Origin of the sequence: Nocardia sp. BSTN01 (assembly GCF_015354405.1) — a bacterium.
In the GTDB taxonomy this organism is placed as follows: Bacteria; Actinomycetota; Actinomycetes; order Mycobacteriales; family Mycobacteriaceae; genus Nocardia.
Genome location: NZ_JADKYP010000017.1, coordinates 48,623 through 68,246, shown reverse-complemented (window position 1 = coordinate 68,246; position 19,624 = coordinate 48,623). Strand labels below are relative to the sequence as shown.

Genomic DNA, 19,624 nt, shown 5'->3' with positions numbered 1-19,624 from the left:
GCTCAGATCCGCTCGAGCAGGAAGTAGAAGTATTCGCCAGCGGCCAGCACCAGTTCGGGTCGTCCGTTCATGATGCCCATCAGCGTGTTGTCGTCGAGGCGCTTGAAGTGGTCGAACACCGCGCGGCCGTCGTAGACCATCGTCGCGGTGACCTCGCCGCGGAATTCGATATTCCACAGCGTGGCCTCGCCGCCGCCCAGTTCGACATCGGAGTACAGCGTGCCGTCCTCGGCGCGGCAGATCAGCGGTTTCGCATCCATCGTCGAATGGAAGGTCTTGCCGTACCAGCCGCTCTTGTCCAGTGCGCGGCACAGCGGGTGGCCGGTTCGGAAGGCGGCGCCCTTCCATTCGCCGAGGATGTCCTCGGCGCGCACGACCGCGAGTTCGGCCCACAGCCGGTCCAGCTCCTCGGTCGACACTCCGCTCGATTGCGCCGCCAGCTCGCGCCAGCGTTCGGTTGTCCCGGTCATCGAATCCTCCACAGTTTCCCGAACCAGCTGGTTCGGGAACCTACACCCGAACCAGCTGGTTCGGCAAGATAGGATCCGCGGCATGCGCGCAGCAGGCCATGCCACCAGGGAGCGAATCCTCGCCGCGGCCAAGGCGGAGTTCGCCCGCTACGGCATCGCCGGGGCGCGGATCAACCGGATCGCGGAGGCGGCCCATGCCAGCAAGGATCGCCTGTACGCCTACTTCACCGGCAAGGACGACCTCTACGCGGCGGTGACCGAGCAGTGGGCGACCGAGACCACCGCCGAGACCGCGCTGGACGCGGGCGACCTGCCGTCCTATGTCGGCAGGCTCTTCGATCACTATCTGCGACATCCCGACAACGCCCGGCTGCAGGCGTGGGCGGAGATCGAGCGCACCCACATCCCGGGCGCCGACGAGGCGATCCGGCGCGCGGTCGCACCCAAGATCGCCGAGATCCGCCGCGGTCAGCGCGCCGGGCTGATCACCGGCACGTTTCAACCGCTGACCCTGCTGACCCTGCTGACCGATCTGGCCCGCACCTCCGCGGTCCACGCCCTGCACGACGACGACGCCGAGGACCGGCGCGCCGCCACCGTGCGCGCGGCCCGGCGGCTGATCGCCCCCTGAGCGCGGCGCTGGTTTGCCCGTAGCGGGTGCGGGTAGCGCGAGTGCTGAGGCTCCCCGGGCTCCACGCGAACGGGGGGCCTCCCACCGCCGCCACGTCGACAGGAGATCGCGATGGGTTTTCCGGAGCAGCAACAACAGGTCCCCGGGGTGCAGCAGCGGATGTCCCCGCAACCGGACTGCGGAGAGGACAGCTATCGAGGGTCGGGCAAACTCACCGGGAAGGCGGCGGTGATCACCGGCGCCGACAGCGGAATCGGCCGAGCCGTGGCCATCGCCTTCGCGCGCGAGGGCGCCGATGTGTTGATCTCCTACCTCGACGAACACGAGGACGCGCAACAGGTCGTCGCGCTGGTTGAGCAGGCCGGCCGCAAGGCGGTCGCGGTGCCGGGCGACCTGTCCGATCCCGAACACTGCAAAGCAGTCATCGACCGCGCCGCAACCGAATTCGGCAAGATCGATGTGCTGGTCAGCAACGCCGCGTATCAGATGACGCACGAAAGTCTCGACGAGATCTCCGGCGACGAATGGGATTACACGTTCAAGCTCAACGTCGGTGCGCTGTTCCATCTGGTGAAGGCGGCCGTCCCGCATATGCCGGCGGGCGGTTCGATCATCGGCAGCTCCTCGGTGAATTCGGATATGCCCTCACCGACGCTGGCGCCCTACGCCGCCACCAAGGCGGCCATCGCCAACTTCTGCGCCAGCCTCGCACAGATGCTGGGGGAGAAGGGGATTCGCGTCAACAGCGTCGCGCCCGGCCCGATCTGGACGCCACTGATCCCGTCCACCATGCCGGTGGAGAAGGTCCGCAACTTCGGTGACGACGTCCCGCTCGGGCGGGCCGGACAGCCCGCCGAACTGGCCGCCTCCTATGTGCTGCTCGCCTCCGACGACGGCAGCTACATCTCCGGCGCCCGGCTCGCCGTCACCGGCGGCCGGCCGATTCTCTGATCGGCTCGTTCAATCGGTCTGCCCGTGGCCGGTGCCGGGCGGAGCGGATTCCGGCCGTCCCGGCTGCGGTGAGCCCTCGAACAGGATGGGACGGTCGGCCGGACCGAGGAACAGCCCGAGCAGCAGCATCGCCGCGCCGAGGCCCAGATGCAGCCAGTTGTCCGCGGTATTGACCGGAATGACGTTCGCGGTCGACTCCTTGTCCACGACCAGGCCGTACACCCAGAGCGCGAGGTAGACGACGCCGCCGGCGATGAGATAGGTCCGCGCGGTCATCGTCGTGCGGCCCATCGCCAGACCCGCGACGCCGAACACCAGATGCACGATGTTGTGCAGCGCCGAGACCTGGAACACGCCGAACAGTTCGGCGCCGGAATGATGTCCGGTCCAGGTGAGCATGTCGTAGTTCGTGGTCACGCCCGGGATGAACCCGAGCACCCCGACCACCAGGAACGCCGCCCCGACCACATAGGCCGCGGCCTGCACCGGGGAAACCCGCGCCCGATGCCGAGATACAGATGCGGTGGCCATCGCTGCTCCCTTCGAATACCGAAGATTCGCCCGTAACTCCGACGGTAGCCGCCCCGGACCGCCGCGAACAGCGCGAACCCGTTACAACCCGGTCGGCGCGGGTATGGCGCACACAGACCGGGGCTGTCGCCAGGACCGGGTCCTCCGCCACTTTTCGTCTCCGAGGTGACTCATGCATATCCGATCCGGTACCCACGCGGCCGGGGCGATCGAACACGACCGCATCGCGCACCCGTGGGGGACGCGCACTCCGTACGGCCCCGGGCAACCGTGGCCGGAACGCGTGGATATGTTCCTGGCCGAAGGTGTGCGCGAGGACATGGTGGAACGCTGGGTGCCGACCGCCTCGGTGCTGCATTCCAATGGCGACGCGATGGATATCGCCGTGCACGAGGGCCGCATCGTGGGGGTCCGCGGCCGCGCCGGGGATCGGGTCAACCGCGGGCGGCTGGGGCCGAAGGACCTGTTCGGCTGGCAGGCCAACAATTCTCCCGACCGGCTGAAAGCCCCGCTGGTGCGCCGCTGCGGCAAACTGGTCGAAACCGATTGGGACACAGCCATGTCGAGGGTGGCCGAGCGGACCCGGGAGCTGCTGGACGAGCGCGGGCCGGGATCGATCGGCTTCTACACCACCGGGCAGTTGTTCCTCGAGGAGTACTACGCGCTCACCGTCCTTGCCCGCGGCGGCATCGGCACCAATCATCTCGACGGCAATACCCGGCTGTGCACCGCCACCGCCGGTGAGGCGCTGAAGGAATCGTTCGGATCCGACGGGCAGCCCGGCAGTTACGCCGACGTCGACCACGCCGACGTGATCGCGCTCTACGGCCACAACGTCGCCGAAACCCAGACCGTGCTGTGGTCGCGCATGCTCGACCGTCTGCGCGGCCCGAATCCGCCCGCCCTCGTCTGCGTCGATCCGCGCACCACGCAGGTCGCGCGCGCGGCCACCATCCATCTGGCGCCGCGCCCGGGCACCAACGTGATGGTGATGAACGCGCTGTTGCACGAGCTGATCCGCAACGAGTGGATCGATCGCGACTACATCGACGCGCACACCGTCGGATTCGACGAATTGAGCAAACAGGTCGCCGGCTGCACGCCCGAACGCGCGGCGGAGATCTGCGACGTGCCGGCCGCCGATCTGCGGGCCGCGGCGAGGGTGATCGGCACCGGCGAGCGGGTGCTGTCGACGGTGCTGCAGGGCTTCTACCAGTCCCACCAGGCCACCGCGGCGGCGGTGCAGGTCAACAACATTCATCTGATTCGCGGCATGCTGGGCCGGCCCGGCTGCGGCGTTCTGCAGATGAACGGCCAGCCCACCGCGCAGAACACCCGCGAATGCGGCGCCGACGGCGATCTGCCGGGATTCCGCAACTGGGCCAACGATTCTCACGTCGAGGAACTGGCGCGGTTGTGGAAAGTGGATCCGGAACGCATACCGCACTTCAGCGCGCCGACGCATCTGATGCAGATCCTGCGCTTCGTCGAGGACGGGTCGATCCGCTTCCTGTATGTCAACGGCACCAATCCGGCGGTCTCGCTGCCCGAACTCGCGCGGGTGCGCGCCCTGCTGTCGCAGCGGCGGCTGTTTCTCGTCGTGCAGGACATCTTCCTGTCCGAGACGGCGCAATTGGCGGATGTGGTGCTGCCTGCGGCGACCTGGGGCGAGAAGACCGGCACCTTCACCAACGCCGACCGCACCGTGCACCTGTCGGAGAAGGCGGTCGAGCCGCCCGGCGCCGCCCGGCCGGATCTGGACATCTTCCTCGACTACGCCCGCCGCCTGGATCTGCGCGATGCCGACGGCGCACCGCTGCTGCCGTGGCGGACGCCGGAAGAGGTGTTCGAGCAGTGGAAGCGGTGCAGTGCGGGACGCCTGTGCGACTACTCGGGCATGAGCTACGCGAAACTTCGGGCGCTGGGCGGTATCCAGTGGCCGTGCACCGAGGAACATCCGGAGGGCACCGAGCGCTTGTACGCCGACGCGAAATTCCGTGCCGCGCCGCAGGATTGCGAAACCTACGGACGTGATCTGATCACCGGAGCACCGTTGGAGCCGACCGAGTATCGCGCGCTGAACCCCGAGGGTCGCGCGATCATCAAGGCGGCGGAGTATCTGCCGCGGCACGAATCGCCGAGTGAGGACTATCCGTATGCCCTGATCACCGGTCGCACGCTCTACCACTTCCACACCCGCACCAAAACCGGCCGGGTTCCGCAGCTGCAGGCCGCCGCGCCGGAAGTGTGGGTGGAGATGGCCGCCGAGGACGCCCGGCGCGAAGGGTGGGACGACGGCGACCTGGTGCGTGTGCGCACCGCGCGCGGGCAGGTGACGGCCCGGCTGCGCATCGGCGACATCCGTCCCGGCGTGGTCTTCCTCCCGTTCCACTACGGCTACTGGGATACCGCGGCCGGCGATCGCCCCGCCGGGAAGGACGGCACCGCCGCCAACGAGCTCACCCCCACCGAATGGGATCCGGTATCCAAACAACCGCTGTTCAAATCCGGTGCGGCCGCGTTGGAACTCGTGCGTGCCGGCCGGCGAGCGGAACGAACCACCACCCCGGCGGTCGAACTGGAGCGGAGTGCGCGATGAACGACCTGGACGCCATGCTCGCCGAAATACACCGCAGTGACACCCATCTCGGCAAACTGCTGATCCGCACCGCCGATCGTCACCGCACCGACCACGAGGTCCATCACGTGTGCCGCGATCTGCTGGTCTGGACCGACGAGCATCGCCGCAAACTGGCCGACACCGGGGAACGGCGTGGCCTGCACCTGGACGCGTCCCCGCTGTCGGTCGCCGGACCGGTGGAATCGGCGCGCCGGGCGCTCGGCACCCTGGTCGGTCGGCGCCACGCGCCCGCCCTGTTGTTGCTGCGCGATCTGCGCGAGATCCACAGCCACGCGGCGGTGGTCTCGGTGAATTGGGAAATCCTGGCGCAGGCGGCACAGGCGGCGCGAGACAGCGAACTGCTGGCTCTGGCTTCCGACTGCCATCCGGAGACGTTGCGGCAAATGCGCTGGGCCAATGCCAAGATCAAGGAGACGGCGCCGCAGGCCGTCGCGACGCCGTGAATACCGCTGCCGACAGCGGGTATGCGCCCGCTATGACTGCCTCGATAGAGCAGTTGCTGCACACGCTCACCAAGGTGGTGAACACGCTGCTGGCCCACGAGATCGACTTCGCGGTCGGCGGCGGCTGCGCGGTGTACGCGCGCGGGGGGCCCGCGAGCGACCACGACGTCGACATCTACGTCAAACCGGCCGATGCCTTCCGGGCCCGCGACATCCTGACCGCGTCCGGGCTGCATGCCGTCGACCCGCCGGAGGACTGGCTGACCAAGGTGTACGACGGAAATACGCTGGTGGACTTGATCTTCCGGCCCAATTACCGCAACGTCGACGACGATCTGCTGGGCCGCGCGACCTGGATGCGGATAGGCCCGGCGGCGGCTCCGGTGCTCAGCGGCACCGATCTGATGGTGGACAAATTGATGGTTCTCGACCCGCACCGGCTCGATTTCACCCGGCTACTGGCGATCGCCCGGGATCTGCGGGAACAGGTCGACTGGCGGCGAGCCCGGGACGAAACCGCGGTCTCGCCGTACGCACGGGCGTTTCTGGCGCTGGTCGAGGATCTCGGAATCGGAGGTGAGGTCATGTCTCAGGACTCGGGCGACGAGGTGTTGCCGCAATATCTGGTCGCGAATCTGCGGCGGGCCTTCGCGGAAGACCCGCGCACCGCGGAACTCGGTGTGCAGGTGACCATCCGCGGCGCCGTGGTGGTGCTGTGCGGGGAGGTCGGCAGCAAACAGCAGCGCAGCGATCTGGAGGACATCGTGCGCGAGCATGCGCCGAAACTGCGCATTCACAACGATATTCGGGTGACCTCCACGCAGTCGCCCATCGTCGATCACGAACGGCTGAGCTGATGACGGGCCCGGAACGGACGACGGACGGGGTGGTGCGCATCGCGGCGGTGGCCGATATCCATCTCGGCGCGGATTCGCGGGGGACGCTGCGCCCGGCGTGGGAGCGACTGCCCGAGGAGGCCGACGTGCTGCTGGTCGGTGGCGATCTCACCCGGCACGGCACCCTCGACGAGGCGCGGGTGGTCGCCACCGAACTGGAGGACCCCGGCGTGCCGGTGATCGCGGTGCTCGGCAACCACGACCACCATTCCGATCTGCAGGACGACATCACGGCCCTGCTGTGCGATCACGGGATCCGGGTGCTGGAAGGGACCTCGACCACGGTGACCGTGGGTCCCTATTCGCTGGGCGTGGCGGGTACGAAGGGCTTCGGCGGCGGGTTCGCGGGCAAGTGCGCGAGCGTGTTCGGTGAACGCATCATGCGCGACTTCGCCTCGTACACCGTCGATCTCGCCGACGCGCTGCATGTCGCCCTGTGCGGGCTGGACACCGATGTGAAGGTCGCGCTCACCCACTATTCCCCGTGCGGGGACACCCTGCACGGCGAGCCGCCCGAGATCTATCCGTTCCTGGGATCGTACCTGCTCGGGGAGGCGATCGACACGTGCGGAGGCGCCGATCTGGCCATCCACGGGCACGCGCACGCGGGGTACGAGCGGGGCACCACACCCGGCGGGGTGCGAGTGCGCAATGTGGCCCAGCCGGTGATCCGCGCGGCCTACACGGTCTACGATCTCTCGGTACCGGAACGGGCGGACGGTTCCGGTGCGCCGAGCGAGTCGGACGAGGTCGCGCGGGCCCCGGCCTGACAACGAATTTCCTGATTATCCGGCCACCGAAGTGTCGCCGAAGTTCTGGTAATTCTCGCCCGGCTGCGGAATCATTTGTGGGGAATACCCGTCGGCGGCGCGGAAAACACGGGCCCCAGTGGCAGGAATTGCATTCCGGCCGACGTGGGATGGATTGTTGCGAGCGGTCGTGACGCGGAATTGTGCGCCCGCCCGGCCGGGGGAGGCGTCGGCGGCTCGCTCGGTCGGGAGCCGTGACAGGCCCCGGGGCGTGGTGGGGACGGCCGGTGCCGTGGCGGGTTTCGCGGTGTCGATGAGCTCGACGGACGGTACCTGATGAAGAGCGCCGAGCGGACCGGCGTACGCACAAAATCGCGCACATTCAACCGTGCAAATGTGCTTGCATCCGTAAATGCTTTCGCACAACACGTGACAATGCGCGCGGTTGCGCATTGTTGTTGTTCTGGCTAATGTGTCCGCATCCCGGTGGCGTACATGTGACGTTTCCTTCGCAGGCGATGCGTCGCTGCCTGTGTCCACATGTGATCGGGTGCGAGCGTGTACTGCGGGGAGGAATGCGGTAGATATCGGACAAGGGGGAGCAAAGATTGGTATTCGATGACAATAAATTCTGCATCGGTGAATATTCGAGGATATCGGGGCAGGGATATCGCGACCGGTGCCGGTAGGCCCGCGCTGTTGTTCAGCGCGGTCACGACCGCCATGCGGATGCGCCCGTACGCGACGGTGTCGAGCATGCACGACAGCCGGACCTTCGGTGACCTGCTCGCCGAGGTCTCCGACAAGGCGGCCCGATTCGATACGGTGTTGTGCCGTCCGCGGGCGAGAGTCCTTGTTGCCCTCGGCAATTCCCCCGGATACATCTCGACGATGCTGTCGTTGCTCGCCCGCGGCGACATCCCCGTCCTGGCCAATCCGGCACTGCCGCTCACCGCGATGCGGGAGCTGATCGAGGAGTGCGGCATCGACGCCGTCGTCGCCTCCGGGCAGGCCGGCGGAATCCGGCTCGACGAACGATCCTGGGCGCAGCGCACCGATTTCGACGGCGACCGCCCGGCCCTGCACCGCGACACCGAACTGTGCCGCGTCGCCTCGGCGCCGTCGCGGCGACTGGTCTGTCTCGAGTACTCCGCGACCGCGGTGCTCAACGCGGCCACCGCGTGGGTGGGAGCGAGCAAATTGCGCGAATCCGATCGGACGCTGTGTTTCGCAGGTCTGTTCGGGCGCTTCGGATTCCACACCGCCACCGTCGCCAATCTCGTCGCCGGCGCCGATCTGGTCCTGCCGGCCGGAACCCACGCGCCGGGCAATATCCATCGCCACCTGGCCGCGGAGTCGCCGACTGTGCTGGTGGCCGAACCGGCCGTCTATCAGGCGATGGTGCAGGGCACCCGGGAGGACCTGTCGGCCGATGTCGCGGCGGCGCTGCGCCGGATCCGGCTGCGGCTGTCCCCGCATTCGGTCGCCTCCTCGGTGGCGGCGCGGGTGCGGGCCGTGTCCGGGCCGATCACCATCTGCTACGGGCTCGACGAAACCGGTCCGGTGGCCTATGGGTTCGATGCCGCCGACGGCGCCTCCGGCGTCCACCTGCTGTCCGGAGTCCGCATGGAGACCCGCTCCACCGACGGCGAACAGTATGCGCGCGTGCACACCAAATCACTGGCGACGACCTACCTCAACGACCCGCTCGAATTCGAACGTTCCCTCACCGGTGACGGCAGCTATCTGAGCCGCAGCCTGGCCGGCCTGCCCGCCTCGGTCGTCGACGCCGGCTGACCGCGGCGGCGCGGCCGGCAGGCCGGCGGCCGCCACACCTCGGCATCTCATCCGCGGCGGGTGATGCCGCCGCCGCGCGGGCGAGACACAGTCGATGCGCCGGCGCTCGACCCCTCGTGAGCGCCGGGCCCGATCGGCCTGTGAGGAGCCACGGTGGCGAATCGACGATCTGAGCGGATGCGTGGTCGTGCCGCCGCGGCATGGCGTTACGTCCGCACGGCGCCGTGGACCTTCTCGTGGTTGGCGCTGCTCCTGGTGACCACGATCGTGCAGCATGCGGTGCCGCTGGTCGACCTGAAGATCATTCTGGGCGAGCGCTCGACGAATCTGTCGAATCTGAAGAGCGATCCGCTCCACGTCCTGGTGACGAGCCTGCTGTGGGTCGCGGGCTACTTCTGGCTGCCGTATCTGGTGCTGTACTGCGTATTCCACGCGCCCGCCGAACGGTGGCTGGGCGCTCTGCGCTGGGCGATCGTCGGATTGTTCGCCCACGTGGGCGCCACCTACATCAGCGAGGGCCTGCTGGGCTGGGCGATCCGGCACGGATATGCCGATCCCGCTCTCGTCGACGTGCGCGATATCGGCGTCAGCTACTTTCTCGCCGGCATCATCGGCGTCCTGACCTATCACATCGCGTATCCGTGGCGATGGGTCTATGTCGTGGCGGCCGCGGCCGGTTTCGCCGCGCCGCCGCTGATTCACCTGACCTTCACGGGAATCGGCCACTTCTCGGCCTTCCTGATCGGCCTGGCGTGCTACCCGCTCACCCGGACCCGGACCGCGCCGACGTGGAATCCGGCGCAGGCGTGGCGGGACCGCCACCGTCGCGCGCGCGCAGTCTAGTTCATCGGTGCGCACCTGGAAAGCGAAGTGGCGCTGAGTGTTTGCGGCGTGCTAAGAGAGTGGACGTGTTGTGGTCTGCGCGTGTTCATCTCCACCCTCGTGTGTCGGTACCGGCGCCCCCTCGCGGGAACCGGCGTTTCGCGTGGTGATCGGAGGTATCGCGCGCGCCCGGATCGCCGCGCCGCCACGGCCCGCGCCGGCCCGGTCGGCGTCGGGTCGAGCCGAGACCGCGTCGACCCGGAGGACCGCCTACCGCGGTGACCTGGACGGGTTGCGCGGTGTGGCGATCGCGCTGGTGGTGGTGTTCCACATCTGGTTCGGCCGGGTCTCGGGCGGCGTGGACGTCTTCCTGGTGCTGTCGGGATTCTTCTTCACCGGACTGCTGGTGCGCCGCGCGGAGCGGGGAGCCGTCGGCATCGGATTCACCGTGCGCCGCACCGGGCGGCGGCTGCTGCCGGCGATGGTCGTCGTCCTGGCCGCCGTCGTGGCGGCGACGGTCTCCACGCGGCCCTACACGCAATGGTCGGATCTGGCAGGCCAAACGCTGGCGTCGCTGTTCTACTACCAGAACTGGCAACTCGCCACGAGTTGGTCGGACTACCTGGCCGCGGACCCGTCGGTGAGCCCGCTGCAGCATCTGTGGTCGATGGCCGTGCAAGGACAGTTCTATCTGCTCGCCCTCGTCGTGGTGGCGGTGGTCGCCGCCGCGCTGCACCGCATCGACCGCATCGCACTGTTGCGCCCTGTTCTGGCCGGTCTGATCGCACCCGCGGCCGTCGTGTCGCTGCTGTACGCGACGCACGGGGCGGCAACGCATCAGGGCTGGAACTACTACGACAGCGGTGCGCGGCTGTGGGAGCTGCTCGCGGGGGCGGCGCTGGCCGGACCGGCCCTGCTGCTACCTCGGATGCTGCGGGCGGTGACCGCGCTCGCCGGTCTGGCGGGCGTGCTGCTGTGCGGCTGGCTGATCGTCGACGGGGCGAACCGCTACCCGGGCCCGGCCGCGCTGGTGCCGGTGCTCGCCGCGGTCGCGGTGATCGTGTCCGGCAACAACGTCGCCGCGGCGGATATGCCATGGCCCAATCGGATTCTGTCCTCGCGGCCGGCGCAGTGGCTCGGCGAGATCGCCTATCCGCTCTATCTGTGGCACTGGCCGATTCTCATCTTCTACCTCGCCGAGTCGGGTCGCCCGCACGCCGGGCTGCGCGACGGCGCGCTGGTGGTCGCGGCGTCGCTGCTGCTGGCATGGGCGACGCACCTACTCGTCGAACAGCCGTTGCGACTGGGGGCGCGCAGTGCGCCGCTGAGTTCGTCGCCGCTGTATCGGCGTGGCGCGGGCGCGCTGGTGTGCGCGGTGGCCGTCGCCGTGGTCGCGGCCACGGGCGCATGGCAGTTCGGTGTGGTGCGTATGCATCCGGCACAACCGACGCGGCCGCTGGATCGGGTGCTGTATCCGGGCGCGGAGGCGCTGGCGGCGGGAGCACCGACTCCGCAGGCGCCGATGCGGCCGACGGTCTTGCAGGCTCCCGGCGAACTGCCGCCGCCGACGCTCGACGGCTGTATCGCCGACTGGGACACCCGCGAGGTGGTCACCTGCACCTACGGCGATGCGAGCGCCACTCGCACCCTGGCGGTGGTGGGCAGTTCCCATGCCGAACACTGGGTTCCGGCGCTCCAAGAGCTCGCCGCACAGCATTCCTTCCGCATCCAGGTGTATCTGAAGATGGGCTGCCCGCTCACCCTGGCCGACGACGCCACCTACAAGGGTGAACCGATTCCCGACTGCCGGGACTGGTCGCGCGCGGTCCTGGACCGCCTGGCCGTCGACCGTCCGGACTGGGTGTTCACCACCGGCAGCCGGCCCCGCACCGGGACCGGCGACGAGACGCCGCCCGAATACGTGGACGTGTGGTCGGCCCTGGCCGAACGCGGGCTCGACACCGTCACCATCCGCGACTCACCGTGGTTGCGCCACAACGAGATCCGTTACGCGGCGGCCGACTGCCTGGCCGGCGGCGGCGACCCGGTCAGCTGCGGTATGCGCCGCGGTGATGCGCTCGATCCGGTCGATCCGCAGCTCGAACCGGCCTCGCGCTACCCGAACATCTTCCCGATCGACCTGAGCGATGCGTTCTGCGATGCGTCGGTGTGCCCCGTGGTCGCCGGCAACATCCTGATCTACCACGACGAACACCATCTGACTTCGAGCTATTCGCGCTCGCTGTCCGGGGCTCTCGGCCGGGAGTTGGGACCGCTGCTGCACTGGTGGTAGTGCCGCGCGTCACGTGGGGAGACACGGCGACTCGATTGCCAGTACCGTATTCCACGAGTGGCTCGAGCAGGAGGTGCCCGCACGTGGTGGGCGTTGGACAGGGTGGGACGCGCCGGTGGGTCATGGCCGGGGTACTCGCGGTCGTCGTCGCGGCGATCGGATTCGGTTCCGTGGAACCGGCGGCGCCGGACGGTCATGCCGGTCCGGCGGTGCCGGGCCTGAGCATCCAACCGGCCGAAGCCGGTGTGCCGATCCGGATCGCGTACGACCGCGAAGCCGATACCTTCGGTGACCTCTATCTGCCCGCCGGCGGGCCGCTGTCCGGATCGACCGGCCGGTGTCCGGTGGTTGTGCTGATCCACGGCGGCGGCTGGGCGCAGTACCGCGATCTGACCCAGTTCTCCGCGCAGGCCCGGCAACTCGCCGAATCCGGTGTGGCGGTGTGGAATGTCGAGTATCGGCGGGTCAACGGCGCCGGCGGCTGGCCGGTGACGCTGACCGATGTCGACGACGCCGTCGCAGCTCTGGCCACGGTCGTCCAGCAGCGTGCCGGGGGCCGCCTCGATCTGGACAATGTCCATCTCGCCGGTCATTCGGCGGGCGGACAGCTGGCGGCGTGGGTCGCGGGCCGTCGGACCGCCGGCGAGGCCGCATCGCGCGGATTGCGCATCCGCAGTGTGACGCTGATGGCCGCGGTACTGGATCTGGACTACGCGGTGGCGCACGGCAACGACGGATTCGCGCGCAAACTGCTGGGCGGTCTGCCCGACGAGGTGCCCGACCGCTACCGGTACGCCTCACCGATCGTCAATCTCCCCCGGGGCGTGCACATCACGGCCGTACACGGCGATGCGGACCGGGTGGTGTCGGTCGAACAGAGCCGCCGCTACGCCGAGGCCGCCCGCCGCGCCGGCGACCCCACCGACCTGCACATCCTGCCCGGTGTCGGGCATGCCGAATTCACCGATCCGGGATCCGCGGCGTGGTCCGTGGCGCGGGTGGCGATTCTCGCGAGCGTCGCGGAATCGGCGTAGCCGGGCACCGTTCCCGCCGCCGGCGGCCGCGACCGATAGTGTGGATTCGTGACGATGGCGGACAGACAGTACGGCGGCCGTGCGGTGACCGAACGCCGGGCCGAACGTCGTCAGCGTTTCATCGTCGCGGCGACGAAGGTGTTCGCCGAACGCGGCTACGCGAACTGCTCGCTGGCCGATGTGTGCGCCGCGGCCGGACTGTCGAAGCGGCAGTTCTACGAGGAGTTCCAGACCCGCGAGGATGTGCTGATCGCCGCCTACGACCGGGTCCAGGACGACGCCGCCGCGGCGGTCGTGCGCACCCTGGGCACGCTCTCGCCGGCCGATCCGGCGCAGGCGATGGCGGTGGTGCTGTCGGCCTATCTCGATTCGATCACCTCCGATCCGTACCGGGCCAAGCTGGCGTTCATCGAGGTGGTCGGGGCGAGCGACCGGATGGAGCAGCATCGCCGCGAACGCCGGCACGGCTGGGTCACCCTGCTGGAGATGGTGGTGGTGCCGATCGCCGGCCAGGGCGCGCGTCTGCGCGGCGGCGCCGCGCTCTCGGCGAGTGTGCTGATCGGCGCGGTGAACGGCCTGGCCCACGAATGGTTGCTGATGCAGCCCCGTCCCGACGTGAGTGAGCTGACCGATCTCCTCATCCCGGTCGCACTGTCGTTGATCGAGACCTGATCCGGGCTACTCAGCCACTGTCGCGCATCGACTGATCGGCACCTATCGCGCGGGATCGAGCGAGTCCAGTTCGGCGCGTAGTTGGTCGACCTCGGCCGCGACCTCGTCGCGAAGTTCTTCGCGCTCGGCCAGGCTCAGTCGCAGACTCTCGATGGTCTCGTTCATCGCCGCGAGTCGCCGGTCCGCGCCCTCGAGATGCCATTCCAGCACCGAACGCCGGTCGACGTCGGTGCTCGCCGAATCCACCCACTCGACCAGATAGTCCAGCCACTGCGGTTGTTTCGGCATCGGCTCGTCGTCGTCCCAGCCGCGGCGCAGTGCGGGCTTGGGGGAGAGCACGCGCTCGCTGTCGCCACCGTCCGGGGTGGGGGCGTGCAGCTGGATCATGCTCAGCTTGCCCGCGCTGGTCACCACCGCGGTCACCCGATATCGCCCGGCGAGATGCATTCTGAGTTCGGCGGTGCCGCGGCCGTCGGCGTCCATCGCGCCCAGCCACGGGCCGTGCGCCGCGCTGAGAATCGATTCGAGGATGCCGAGCTGGCCGACGCCGCGTCGCAGGCGGGTCGCTCGCTTGCGCAGCTCCTCGGTCGTGGCGGTCATCTGATCCCAGTGCATACCCACGAACATAGTGGTCCCGCCGCGCCGGTTCCCCACCTCCGGTGAAGTGGGGAACCGTCCCGATCACTGCGCGGGCGTCGCGGCCTGCGCACTTCCGCTCGACAGCGCCTTCACCAGATCGGTGATGCCGGACGCGGAGCCGGTGCCCGTGGGGTCCGGCTCGCCCGGCGCCACCACCGGTGTCGCGGAGACGGCGTCGTCGGCCGCCGCGATGCCCGCTCCGCCGCACAGCGCGGCCGCCGCGGCGGCACCGATCAGGGTCAGAGTTCCGAGTTTCTTCATTCGGATGAAGTCCTATTCCGTGGACGTCGTTGTGAATGCGGCTGCCGCACCGTCAAATTCACTACATCCGGACGAATCGGACCAGCCCCGAGTATCCGGGGCAGCAGTGCCGGGGGCGGCCACTGTCGGTGCGCCGCGGGATCCGGCCGAGGCGAGGGTGCTCAGCGACCGGTGCCGTGTAATGCCGTCGCGGTGCGGGAATTCGGGGTCGACGCCGGATCCGGATAGGTGCCGAGCAGCCGGTCGGCGGTACCGGAGCTGGTGACGGTGAACCAGTAGTGCTCGTTCTTGAAGTGGTGCAGCCGGTGGTTGCGCCGGACCGCGGTGTAGAGGCGGGTGCGCGGCTGATAGTCGGTGTGGATCAGGTAGTGGGTCCACTCGTAGGCCAGACCCAGCGCGCCGACCACGGTCAGGAACGTCAACCCCAGTCCGATGCGCGGAAATGCCAGTGCCGCAACGAGAACGAGAGCCGGGAAGAGCCAGAGGAAGGTCTGCCACGGGATGAAGATCAGGTCCACCCGGCGCGGGTCGGCATGGTGTTCGCGATGTTTGCGCGCGAGCAGTGAATCGAGGGTGAGCCGGCCGATCCGGCGGGGCCGCCAATGCAGGATGCACACGTGGATCATCCACTCCGTCACCGGGAAGAACGCCAGCATCACCCCGGCGACCAGGGCGTCGGTGAGCTGCCAGTCGCCCACCGCGATCCGGGCGGCGAGCGCGCCCGCCAGCAGCGTGGTGATGATCCACGGCGAGGGGCGGTGCACGAAGACGCCGAAGGCGCCGGGCAGCGTTGTGGTCCGGCGATGGGAGCGGGTCTCAGCGGTCATCGTCCGCACCTTCCATCGTGCGTATCACGGTGTCGAATTGTGTTGCGGCGACGCGTAACAGCGTGTCCGCGGCGGTGCGGGCCGCGGCGGGGTCGCCGCCGACGACGGCCGCGGTGAGCCGGCGGTAGTGGTCGATGCTGCCGACCTCGGCGGCCATCACACCCGCCAGCGCGACGATCGCGGGCTCGTAGACCTCACGCAGTGTGTTGAACAACAGCCGGAAGACGATCGATCCGGTGCCGTCGACGATGTGGTCCCAGTATTTCAGCGCCTCGAGTTGTTGTGCGACCGGCTCTTGTTGTGCGGCAAGCGATTCCAGGCAGTCGCCGAGTTCGGCGTGCAGTTGCGTGCCGCCCTGCTCGGCGGCCAGGGCGGCGACCTCCCGGCCCAGGACCAGGCGCGCCTGCAGGATGCTCGCGACCACGGTGTGGTCGAACTCGCCGTTGCGCACGATGAGCCGGGGCAGCAGATCCAATCCGGCCGCACGACGGAAGTCGCGCACCGTGGTCGCCCCGCCCTGGCGCACGTCGATGAGGCCGGTGTGCGCGAGCTTGCGCAGTGCCTCGCGCACGGTAGGCCGCGACACCCCGAGTGCCTCGGCGAGCTGTCGCTCGGCCGGGAGGGTGGCGCCCGCCGGAAGCTCTCCGTCGAGGACCTCGGTGACGAGCTGGTCGAATACCGCGTCGGGGACCGTCTGCCGGTCGATCCGCTGAAAGGCCATGACCGGAACGGTAATCCCGCTGCGGTCAGAGGTCAAGTGGTCAGACCAGTCTCCTCGATTCGATTCCGAGGGAATCGCCGCGCTCCGGCTACGATCGAGCTGTTCCGATAGGTGCAGTGCTCCCGAGTTCCGCCCTGTGGCGGCCGCCGGGCCGGACCGGCCTTCGTACGCCGCGTAGTCGATCGAGGAGGATGTCCGTGACCACCGAGGAATCCGTGACCGAGAAGTCCGCGTCCGCCGAGTCCGTACCCGCGGGGCAGCCGGAGACCGCGAAGGGGCCGATCGTCGTCGCCGTGGACGGCTCGCCGACCTCGCTGCAGGCGGTGGCATGGGCGGCCCGCGATGCGGCACTGAGCGGATCACCGCTGCAGATCGTGCATTCGATCGCGATTCCGGCGAGTTTCGGTCCCGGCCTGGCCGCCGGTACGGCACAGCCGGATTGGTTGCGCACCGACGGCGAGCAGATCCTCACGCGCGCGACGGACGTGGCTCGCGACATCGGCGGGCCGGATCTCGATATCGACGCCGAACTGGGACTGGAGCTGATCATCGGCGACATGTTGGTGCGGTCGGAGTCCGCCGGCAAGCTGGTCGCGGGCAGTCGCGGGCGAGGTGCGTTGCAGCGCGGGTTGCTGGGATCGGTCAGCTCGGCGCTGGTCCATCATGCGAAATGTCCGGTGGTGATCGTCAAATCCCATGCGGCCACCGACCCGGTCGCGGTGCGGCGTCCGGTGCTGGTGGGTGTCGACGGCACCGAGAACAGCGAACCCGCCGTCGACGCGGCATTCGCCGAGGCGCACCGGCGTGGTGTCGAGTTGGTGGCGCTGCATTCGTGGAGCGACACCACCGGTCTCGACATCTCGATGTTCGGCTGGGATACGATCGTGCGCGCCGAACACGCCATGCTCGCCGAGCGGCTCGCGCCGTGGCGCGAACGGTATCCCGAGCTGCCGGTCACTCTGCAGGTGGTGCGCGACAATCCCGCGAAATCGCTGCTGGAGCAATCGGATTCGGCGCAACTGGTGGTGGTGGGCAGCCGCGGCCGCGGCGGATTCGCCGGGATGCTGCTCGGCTCGACCAGTGTGGCGCTGATCGGTTCGGTCGAATGTCCCATCATGGTGGTGCGCCGCTGACGGCGCACCACGACGCCCCGACCACGAGGAGATGTCATGTGCGTCCCGACCACCTGCACGACCTGCGGCAAGACCACCTGGTCCGGCTGCGGCGCCCACATCGACGAGGTGCGCGCGACGGTTCCGGCCGACCGGTGGTGTGGCGGGCACACCGACCCGGCGCCGGCGAAGCGCTGGTGGCAGCGCGGCTGACTCAGTCCTCGGCGACGATCACGTGGACGTCGATGTTGCCACGCGTCGCATTCGAGTACGGGCACACCTGGTGTGCCTTGTCGGCCAGCGCCTGAGCCTCGTCGCGCGAGAGGTGCGGCAGTGACACCTCCAGGGTCACCTCCAGACCGAAGCCGCCCGCGTCGTTCGGGCCGATGCCGACCTTCGCGCCGACCGCGGAATCGCTGACGTCGGCCTTCTCCTGCTTGCTGACCGCGCGCAGCGCCGAGTGGAAGCACGCCGCGTAGCCGGCGGCGAACAGCTGCTCGGGGTTGGTGCCCGCCCCGCTGCCACCCATCTCCTGCGGTATGGCGAGGGTGATGTCCAGTTTGCCGTCGGTGGTGCGGGCGTGGCCGTTGCGGCCGTCTCCGGTGGCCAGGGCCTCGGCGGTGTAGAGAATTGCCATATCGGTCATCGCTTTCTCTCGGTGGATGCGCCTTCGGCATCCGGTTCGGTATTCAGCGCGGCAGTCAGCCGGGCCAGTGTTTCGCGCAATGTCACCAGCTCGTCCAGGGACAGTCCGCCGCCGAATGCGGTGGCCATGCGCGCCGGAATGTCGCAGGCGCGTTCTCGCAGTGCGTCCCCGCGTTCGGTGAGCCGGATCTCGACCCGGCGTTCGTCGTCCGCGGCACGCCGGCGTTCGACGAACCCGGCGGCCTCCAGGCGTTTCAACAGCGGTGAGAGCGTACCGGAATCGAGGGCGAGGGCGGAGCAGAGATCACCGACGCCGCGCCCGTCGCGCTCCCACAGCGCCAGCATGACCAGATACTGCGGATAGGTCAGCCCCAGCGCGTCCAGCTGCGGCCGATAGCGGGCCGTCACCGCCCGGGAGGCGGCGTACAGCTGGAAGCACAGCTGCTGGTCCAGAGCCAGCGGATCGGTCATGAGACAAATATAGGACGCAATAAAGTTGTGCACAACCTATATGCGCTGTGTGCTGGATCACCCCGACTGCCACCTGGGTGGGCTGACGAGCGGGCGGAACCGGCTCGGGCGGGATGTCGATGTGCCCCCCGAGGTGGGTAGTTCGGTGTCGCCGTGGTCTTTGGCGCGGCGGTGATACTCGATACCCGGATGCGTCTCAGTTTGAGTGCGTCCTCAGGCCGACGTTGCCCGCACGACCATCTCCGCGATCTCCTCGTCGCTCAGGGTGCTGCGTTCGACGAGGATGTGCGACACCACGGTGCGCACGATGATCTCGGCGGCTTGTTCCGGCCTGACCGCCAAGTCGCCGGCGTGGCGCAGGGACAGCAGCGCGGCCACGGTGTCGACGAGATTGCGCTCGGACTCCATATGGGTGACCGCCGCGTTCAACAGCCACTGCGGTTCGTGACCACGGGTGTACCGGAACGCCTCGTGGCCGCGCAGGTAGCGCAGTGCGAAAAGTGTTGCCGTGCGGGCCAACTCCGGTGTGGGCGCCGTCATGTCGACCACCTGGTACGCGGCCACCGCGAACAGCGCCAGGGCCCGCGGCGGGAGTTCCCACACACCGATGGTCAGCGATTTGTCGGTCCCCAGCGCACCCCGTGATCCGGTCGTCGCCGCCACGCTCTATCGCGTGATGGGGCTGACCCAGCGGCCGGCCGCCCAGTTGCGCCCCGACCTGGTCGCCCGCATCGGATTCGGGGCGGCGCGCGCGGCCGGCGAGGCGGCGCTGGCGGAGGCCGGACGCCGGGCCGGTCGAATCGGTGGGCTCGTCGCGGCTCTGGGCCCGGCACGGTGCCTCGTCGCCGTGAAACGCCGGTGACGTGAGCCTCAGGTGAGACCGAAGCCGCCCGCGGGGTCGGTGTAGCGGGTGGCGTCGACCGTGGTGAGCAGGTCGGCCATGGCGCGCACGGCCACCCGCATCGCGTCGACCGCTGCGGTTTCCTCGGGGTCGGTGGTCCAGGTCATGATCGGCTCC

General features: G+C 68.9%; 24 protein-coding genes. 14 read left to right on the top strand and 10 right to left on the bottom strand.

What is annotated here, in order from left to right; all coding sequences use genetic code 11:
• Positions 1-2: 2 nt before the first annotated feature.
• Positions 3-470 carry a DUF4334 domain-containing protein gene (locus IRT45_RS16425; protein ID WP_194806715.1) on the bottom strand — a complete coding sequence of 156 codons (468 nt, stop codon included), beginning with the start codon at positions 468-470 and terminating at the stop codon, positions 3-5.
• Between the two features lie 82 nt (positions 471-552).
• Between IRT45_RS16425 and IRT45_RS16420 the strand changes: the two genes are divergently transcribed.
• Together IRT45_RS16420 and IRT45_RS16415 are read left to right on the top strand one after the other, a co-directional pair.
• Positions 553-1,101, top strand: a complete 549-nt coding sequence (locus IRT45_RS16420; protein WP_194806714.1) for a TetR family transcriptional regulator — start codon at positions 553-555, stop codon at positions 1,099-1,101.
• Positions 1,102-1,212: 111 nt separating this feature from the next.
• On the top strand, positions 1,213-2,052 hold the full coding sequence (locus IRT45_RS16415; RefSeq protein WP_063010757.1) for a glucose 1-dehydrogenase: 840 nt from the start codon (positions 1,213-1,215) through the stop codon (positions 2,050-2,052).
• A 9-nt stretch (positions 2,053-2,061) separates the two neighbouring features.
• On the opposite strand, the gene IRT45_RS16410 is transcribed toward IRT45_RS16415, so the two are convergent.
• On the bottom strand, positions 2,062-2,583 hold the full coding sequence (locus tag IRT45_RS16410; RefSeq protein WP_194806713.1) for a DUF4383 domain-containing protein: 522 nt from the start codon (positions 2,581-2,583) through the stop codon (positions 2,062-2,064).
• Positions 2,584-2,791: 208 nt separating this feature from the next.
• On the opposite strand from IRT45_RS16410, the gene IRT45_RS16405 reads away from it, so the two are divergent.
• The 9 genes from IRT45_RS16405 to IRT45_RS16365 all read left to right on the top strand — a co-directional run bounded on the left by IRT45_RS16405 (position 2,792) and on the right by IRT45_RS16365 (position 13,930).
• Positions 2,792-5,182: a nitrate reductase gene (locus tag IRT45_RS16405; RefSeq protein ID WP_309241008.1), complete on the top strand. Its 2,391-nt coding sequence runs from the start codon at positions 2,792-2,794 to the stop codon at positions 5,180-5,182.
• The gene (locus tag IRT45_RS16400; protein ID WP_194806711.1) at positions 5,179-5,667 is read left to right on the top strand and encodes a hypothetical protein; all 489 of its coding nucleotides are present in this window, start codon (positions 5,179-5,181) and stop codon (positions 5,665-5,667) included. The genes IRT45_RS16405 and IRT45_RS16400 overlap by 4 nt, the downstream gene beginning before the upstream one ends.
• A 32-nt stretch (positions 5,668-5,699) precedes the next feature.
• Positions 5,700-6,524 carry a BON domain-containing protein gene (locus IRT45_RS16395; protein ID WP_194806710.1) on the top strand — a complete coding sequence of 275 codons (825 nt, stop codon included), beginning with the start codon at positions 5,700-5,702 and terminating at the stop codon, positions 6,522-6,524.
• The gene (locus tag IRT45_RS16390) at positions 6,524-7,333 is read left to right on the top strand and encodes a metallophosphoesterase (protein WP_194806709.1); all 810 of its coding nucleotides are present in this window, start codon (positions 6,524-6,526) and stop codon (positions 7,331-7,333) included. Before IRT45_RS16395 ends, IRT45_RS16390 begins: the two co-directional genes overlap by 1 nt.
• A gap of 618 nt (positions 7,334-7,951) precedes the next feature.
• Positions 7,952-9,109, top strand: a complete 1,158-nt coding sequence (locus IRT45_RS16385; RefSeq protein WP_194806708.1) for a class I adenylate-forming enzyme family protein — start codon at positions 7,952-7,954, stop codon at positions 9,107-9,109.
• Between the two features lie 177 nt (positions 9,110-9,286).
• Entirely contained in the window at positions 9,287-9,952 is a 666-nt protein-coding gene (locus IRT45_RS16380; protein ID WP_194806707.1) for a rhomboid-like protein, read from the top strand.
• Positions 9,953-10,097: 145 nt separating this feature from the next.
• A complete protein-coding gene (locus IRT45_RS16375; RefSeq protein WP_375540110.1) occupies positions 10,098-12,224 on the top strand; it encodes an acyltransferase family protein in 2,127 nt (708 codons plus the stop codon).
• An 83-nt stretch (positions 12,225-12,307) separates the two neighbouring features.
• The gene (locus tag IRT45_RS16370; protein ID WP_309241001.1) at positions 12,308-13,258 is read left to right on the top strand and encodes an alpha/beta fold hydrolase; all 951 of its coding nucleotides are present in this window, start codon (positions 12,308-12,310) and stop codon (positions 13,256-13,258) included.
• Between the two features lie 54 nt (positions 13,259-13,312).
• Positions 13,313-13,930: a TetR/AcrR family transcriptional regulator gene (locus IRT45_RS16365; RefSeq protein ID WP_228534453.1), complete on the top strand. Its 618-nt coding sequence runs from the start codon at positions 13,313-13,315 to the stop codon at positions 13,928-13,930.
• Between the two features lie 42 nt (positions 13,931-13,972).
• Here the strand turns inward: IRT45_RS16365 and IRT45_RS16360 are convergent, their stop codons facing one another.
• The 4 genes from IRT45_RS16360 to IRT45_RS16345 all read right to left on the bottom strand — a co-directional run bounded on the left by IRT45_RS16360 (position 13,973) and on the right by IRT45_RS16345 (position 16,378).
• Complete coding sequence (locus IRT45_RS16360; RefSeq protein ID WP_194806705.1) at positions 13,973-14,545, bottom strand: hypothetical protein; 573 nt, start codon at positions 14,543-14,545, stop codon at positions 13,973-13,975.
• Positions 14,546-14,611: 66 nt separating this feature from the next.
• The gene (locus IRT45_RS16355; protein WP_036505405.1) at positions 14,612-14,830 is read right to left on the bottom strand and encodes a hypothetical protein; all 219 of its coding nucleotides are present in this window, start codon (positions 14,828-14,830) and stop codon (positions 14,612-14,614) included.
• 161 nt (positions 14,831-14,991) lie between these two features.
• On the bottom strand, positions 14,992-15,657 hold the full coding sequence (locus IRT45_RS16350) for a sterol desaturase family protein (protein ID WP_194806704.1): 666 nt from the start codon (positions 15,655-15,657) through the stop codon (positions 14,992-14,994).
• Positions 15,647-16,378 (bottom strand): FadR/GntR family transcriptional regulator, encoded by a 732-nt coding sequence (locus IRT45_RS16345; RefSeq protein WP_194806703.1) that lies wholly within the window; start codon positions 16,376-16,378, stop codon positions 15,647-15,649. The genes IRT45_RS16350 and IRT45_RS16345 overlap by 11 nt, the downstream gene beginning before the upstream one ends.
• Before the next feature lie 197 nt (positions 16,379-16,575).
• Between IRT45_RS16345 and IRT45_RS16340 the strand changes: the two genes are divergently transcribed.
• Together IRT45_RS16340 and IRT45_RS16335 are read left to right on the top strand one after the other, a co-directional pair.
• On the top strand, positions 16,576-17,511 hold the full coding sequence (locus IRT45_RS16340; RefSeq protein ID WP_309241000.1) for a universal stress protein: 936 nt from the start codon (positions 16,576-16,578) through the stop codon (positions 17,509-17,511).
• Between the two features lie 36 nt (positions 17,512-17,547).
• On the top strand, positions 17,548-17,703 hold the full coding sequence (locus tag IRT45_RS16335; protein WP_167331982.1) for a hypothetical protein: 156 nt from the start codon (positions 17,548-17,550) through the stop codon (positions 17,701-17,703).
• 1 nt (position 17,704) lies between these two features.
• On the opposite strand, the gene IRT45_RS16330 is transcribed toward IRT45_RS16335, so the two are convergent.
• From IRT45_RS16330 to IRT45_RS16320, 3 genes are all read right to left on the bottom strand, one after another.
• Positions 17,705-18,127, bottom strand: a complete 423-nt coding sequence (locus tag IRT45_RS16330) for an organic hydroperoxide resistance protein (protein ID WP_194806784.1) — start codon at positions 18,125-18,127, stop codon at positions 17,705-17,707.
• A 5-nt stretch (positions 18,128-18,132) separates the two neighbouring features.
• Positions 18,133-18,606 carry a MarR family winged helix-turn-helix transcriptional regulator gene (locus IRT45_RS16325; RefSeq protein WP_106953639.1) on the bottom strand — a complete coding sequence of 158 codons (474 nt, stop codon included), beginning with the start codon at positions 18,604-18,606 and terminating at the stop codon, positions 18,133-18,135.
• 213 nt (positions 18,607-18,819) lie between these two features.
• Complete coding sequence (locus tag IRT45_RS16320) at positions 18,820-19,269, bottom strand: TetR/AcrR family transcriptional regulator (protein WP_194806701.1); 450 nt, start codon at positions 19,267-19,269, stop codon at positions 18,820-18,822.
• 10 nt (positions 19,270-19,279) lie between these two features.
• On the opposite strand from IRT45_RS16320, the gene IRT45_RS16315 reads away from it, so the two are divergent.
• Positions 19,280-19,468, top strand: coding sequence for a hypothetical protein (locus IRT45_RS16315; RefSeq protein ID WP_194806700.1), 189 nt, complete (start codon positions 19,280-19,282; stop codon positions 19,466-19,468).
• Between the two features lie 8 nt (positions 19,469-19,476).
• On the opposite strand, the gene IRT45_RS16310 is transcribed toward IRT45_RS16315, so the two are convergent.
• Positions 19,477-19,614, bottom strand: a complete 138-nt coding sequence (locus tag IRT45_RS16310) for a hypothetical protein (protein WP_194806699.1) — start codon at positions 19,612-19,614, stop codon at positions 19,477-19,479.
• Positions 19,615-19,624: the final 10 nt, after the last annotated feature.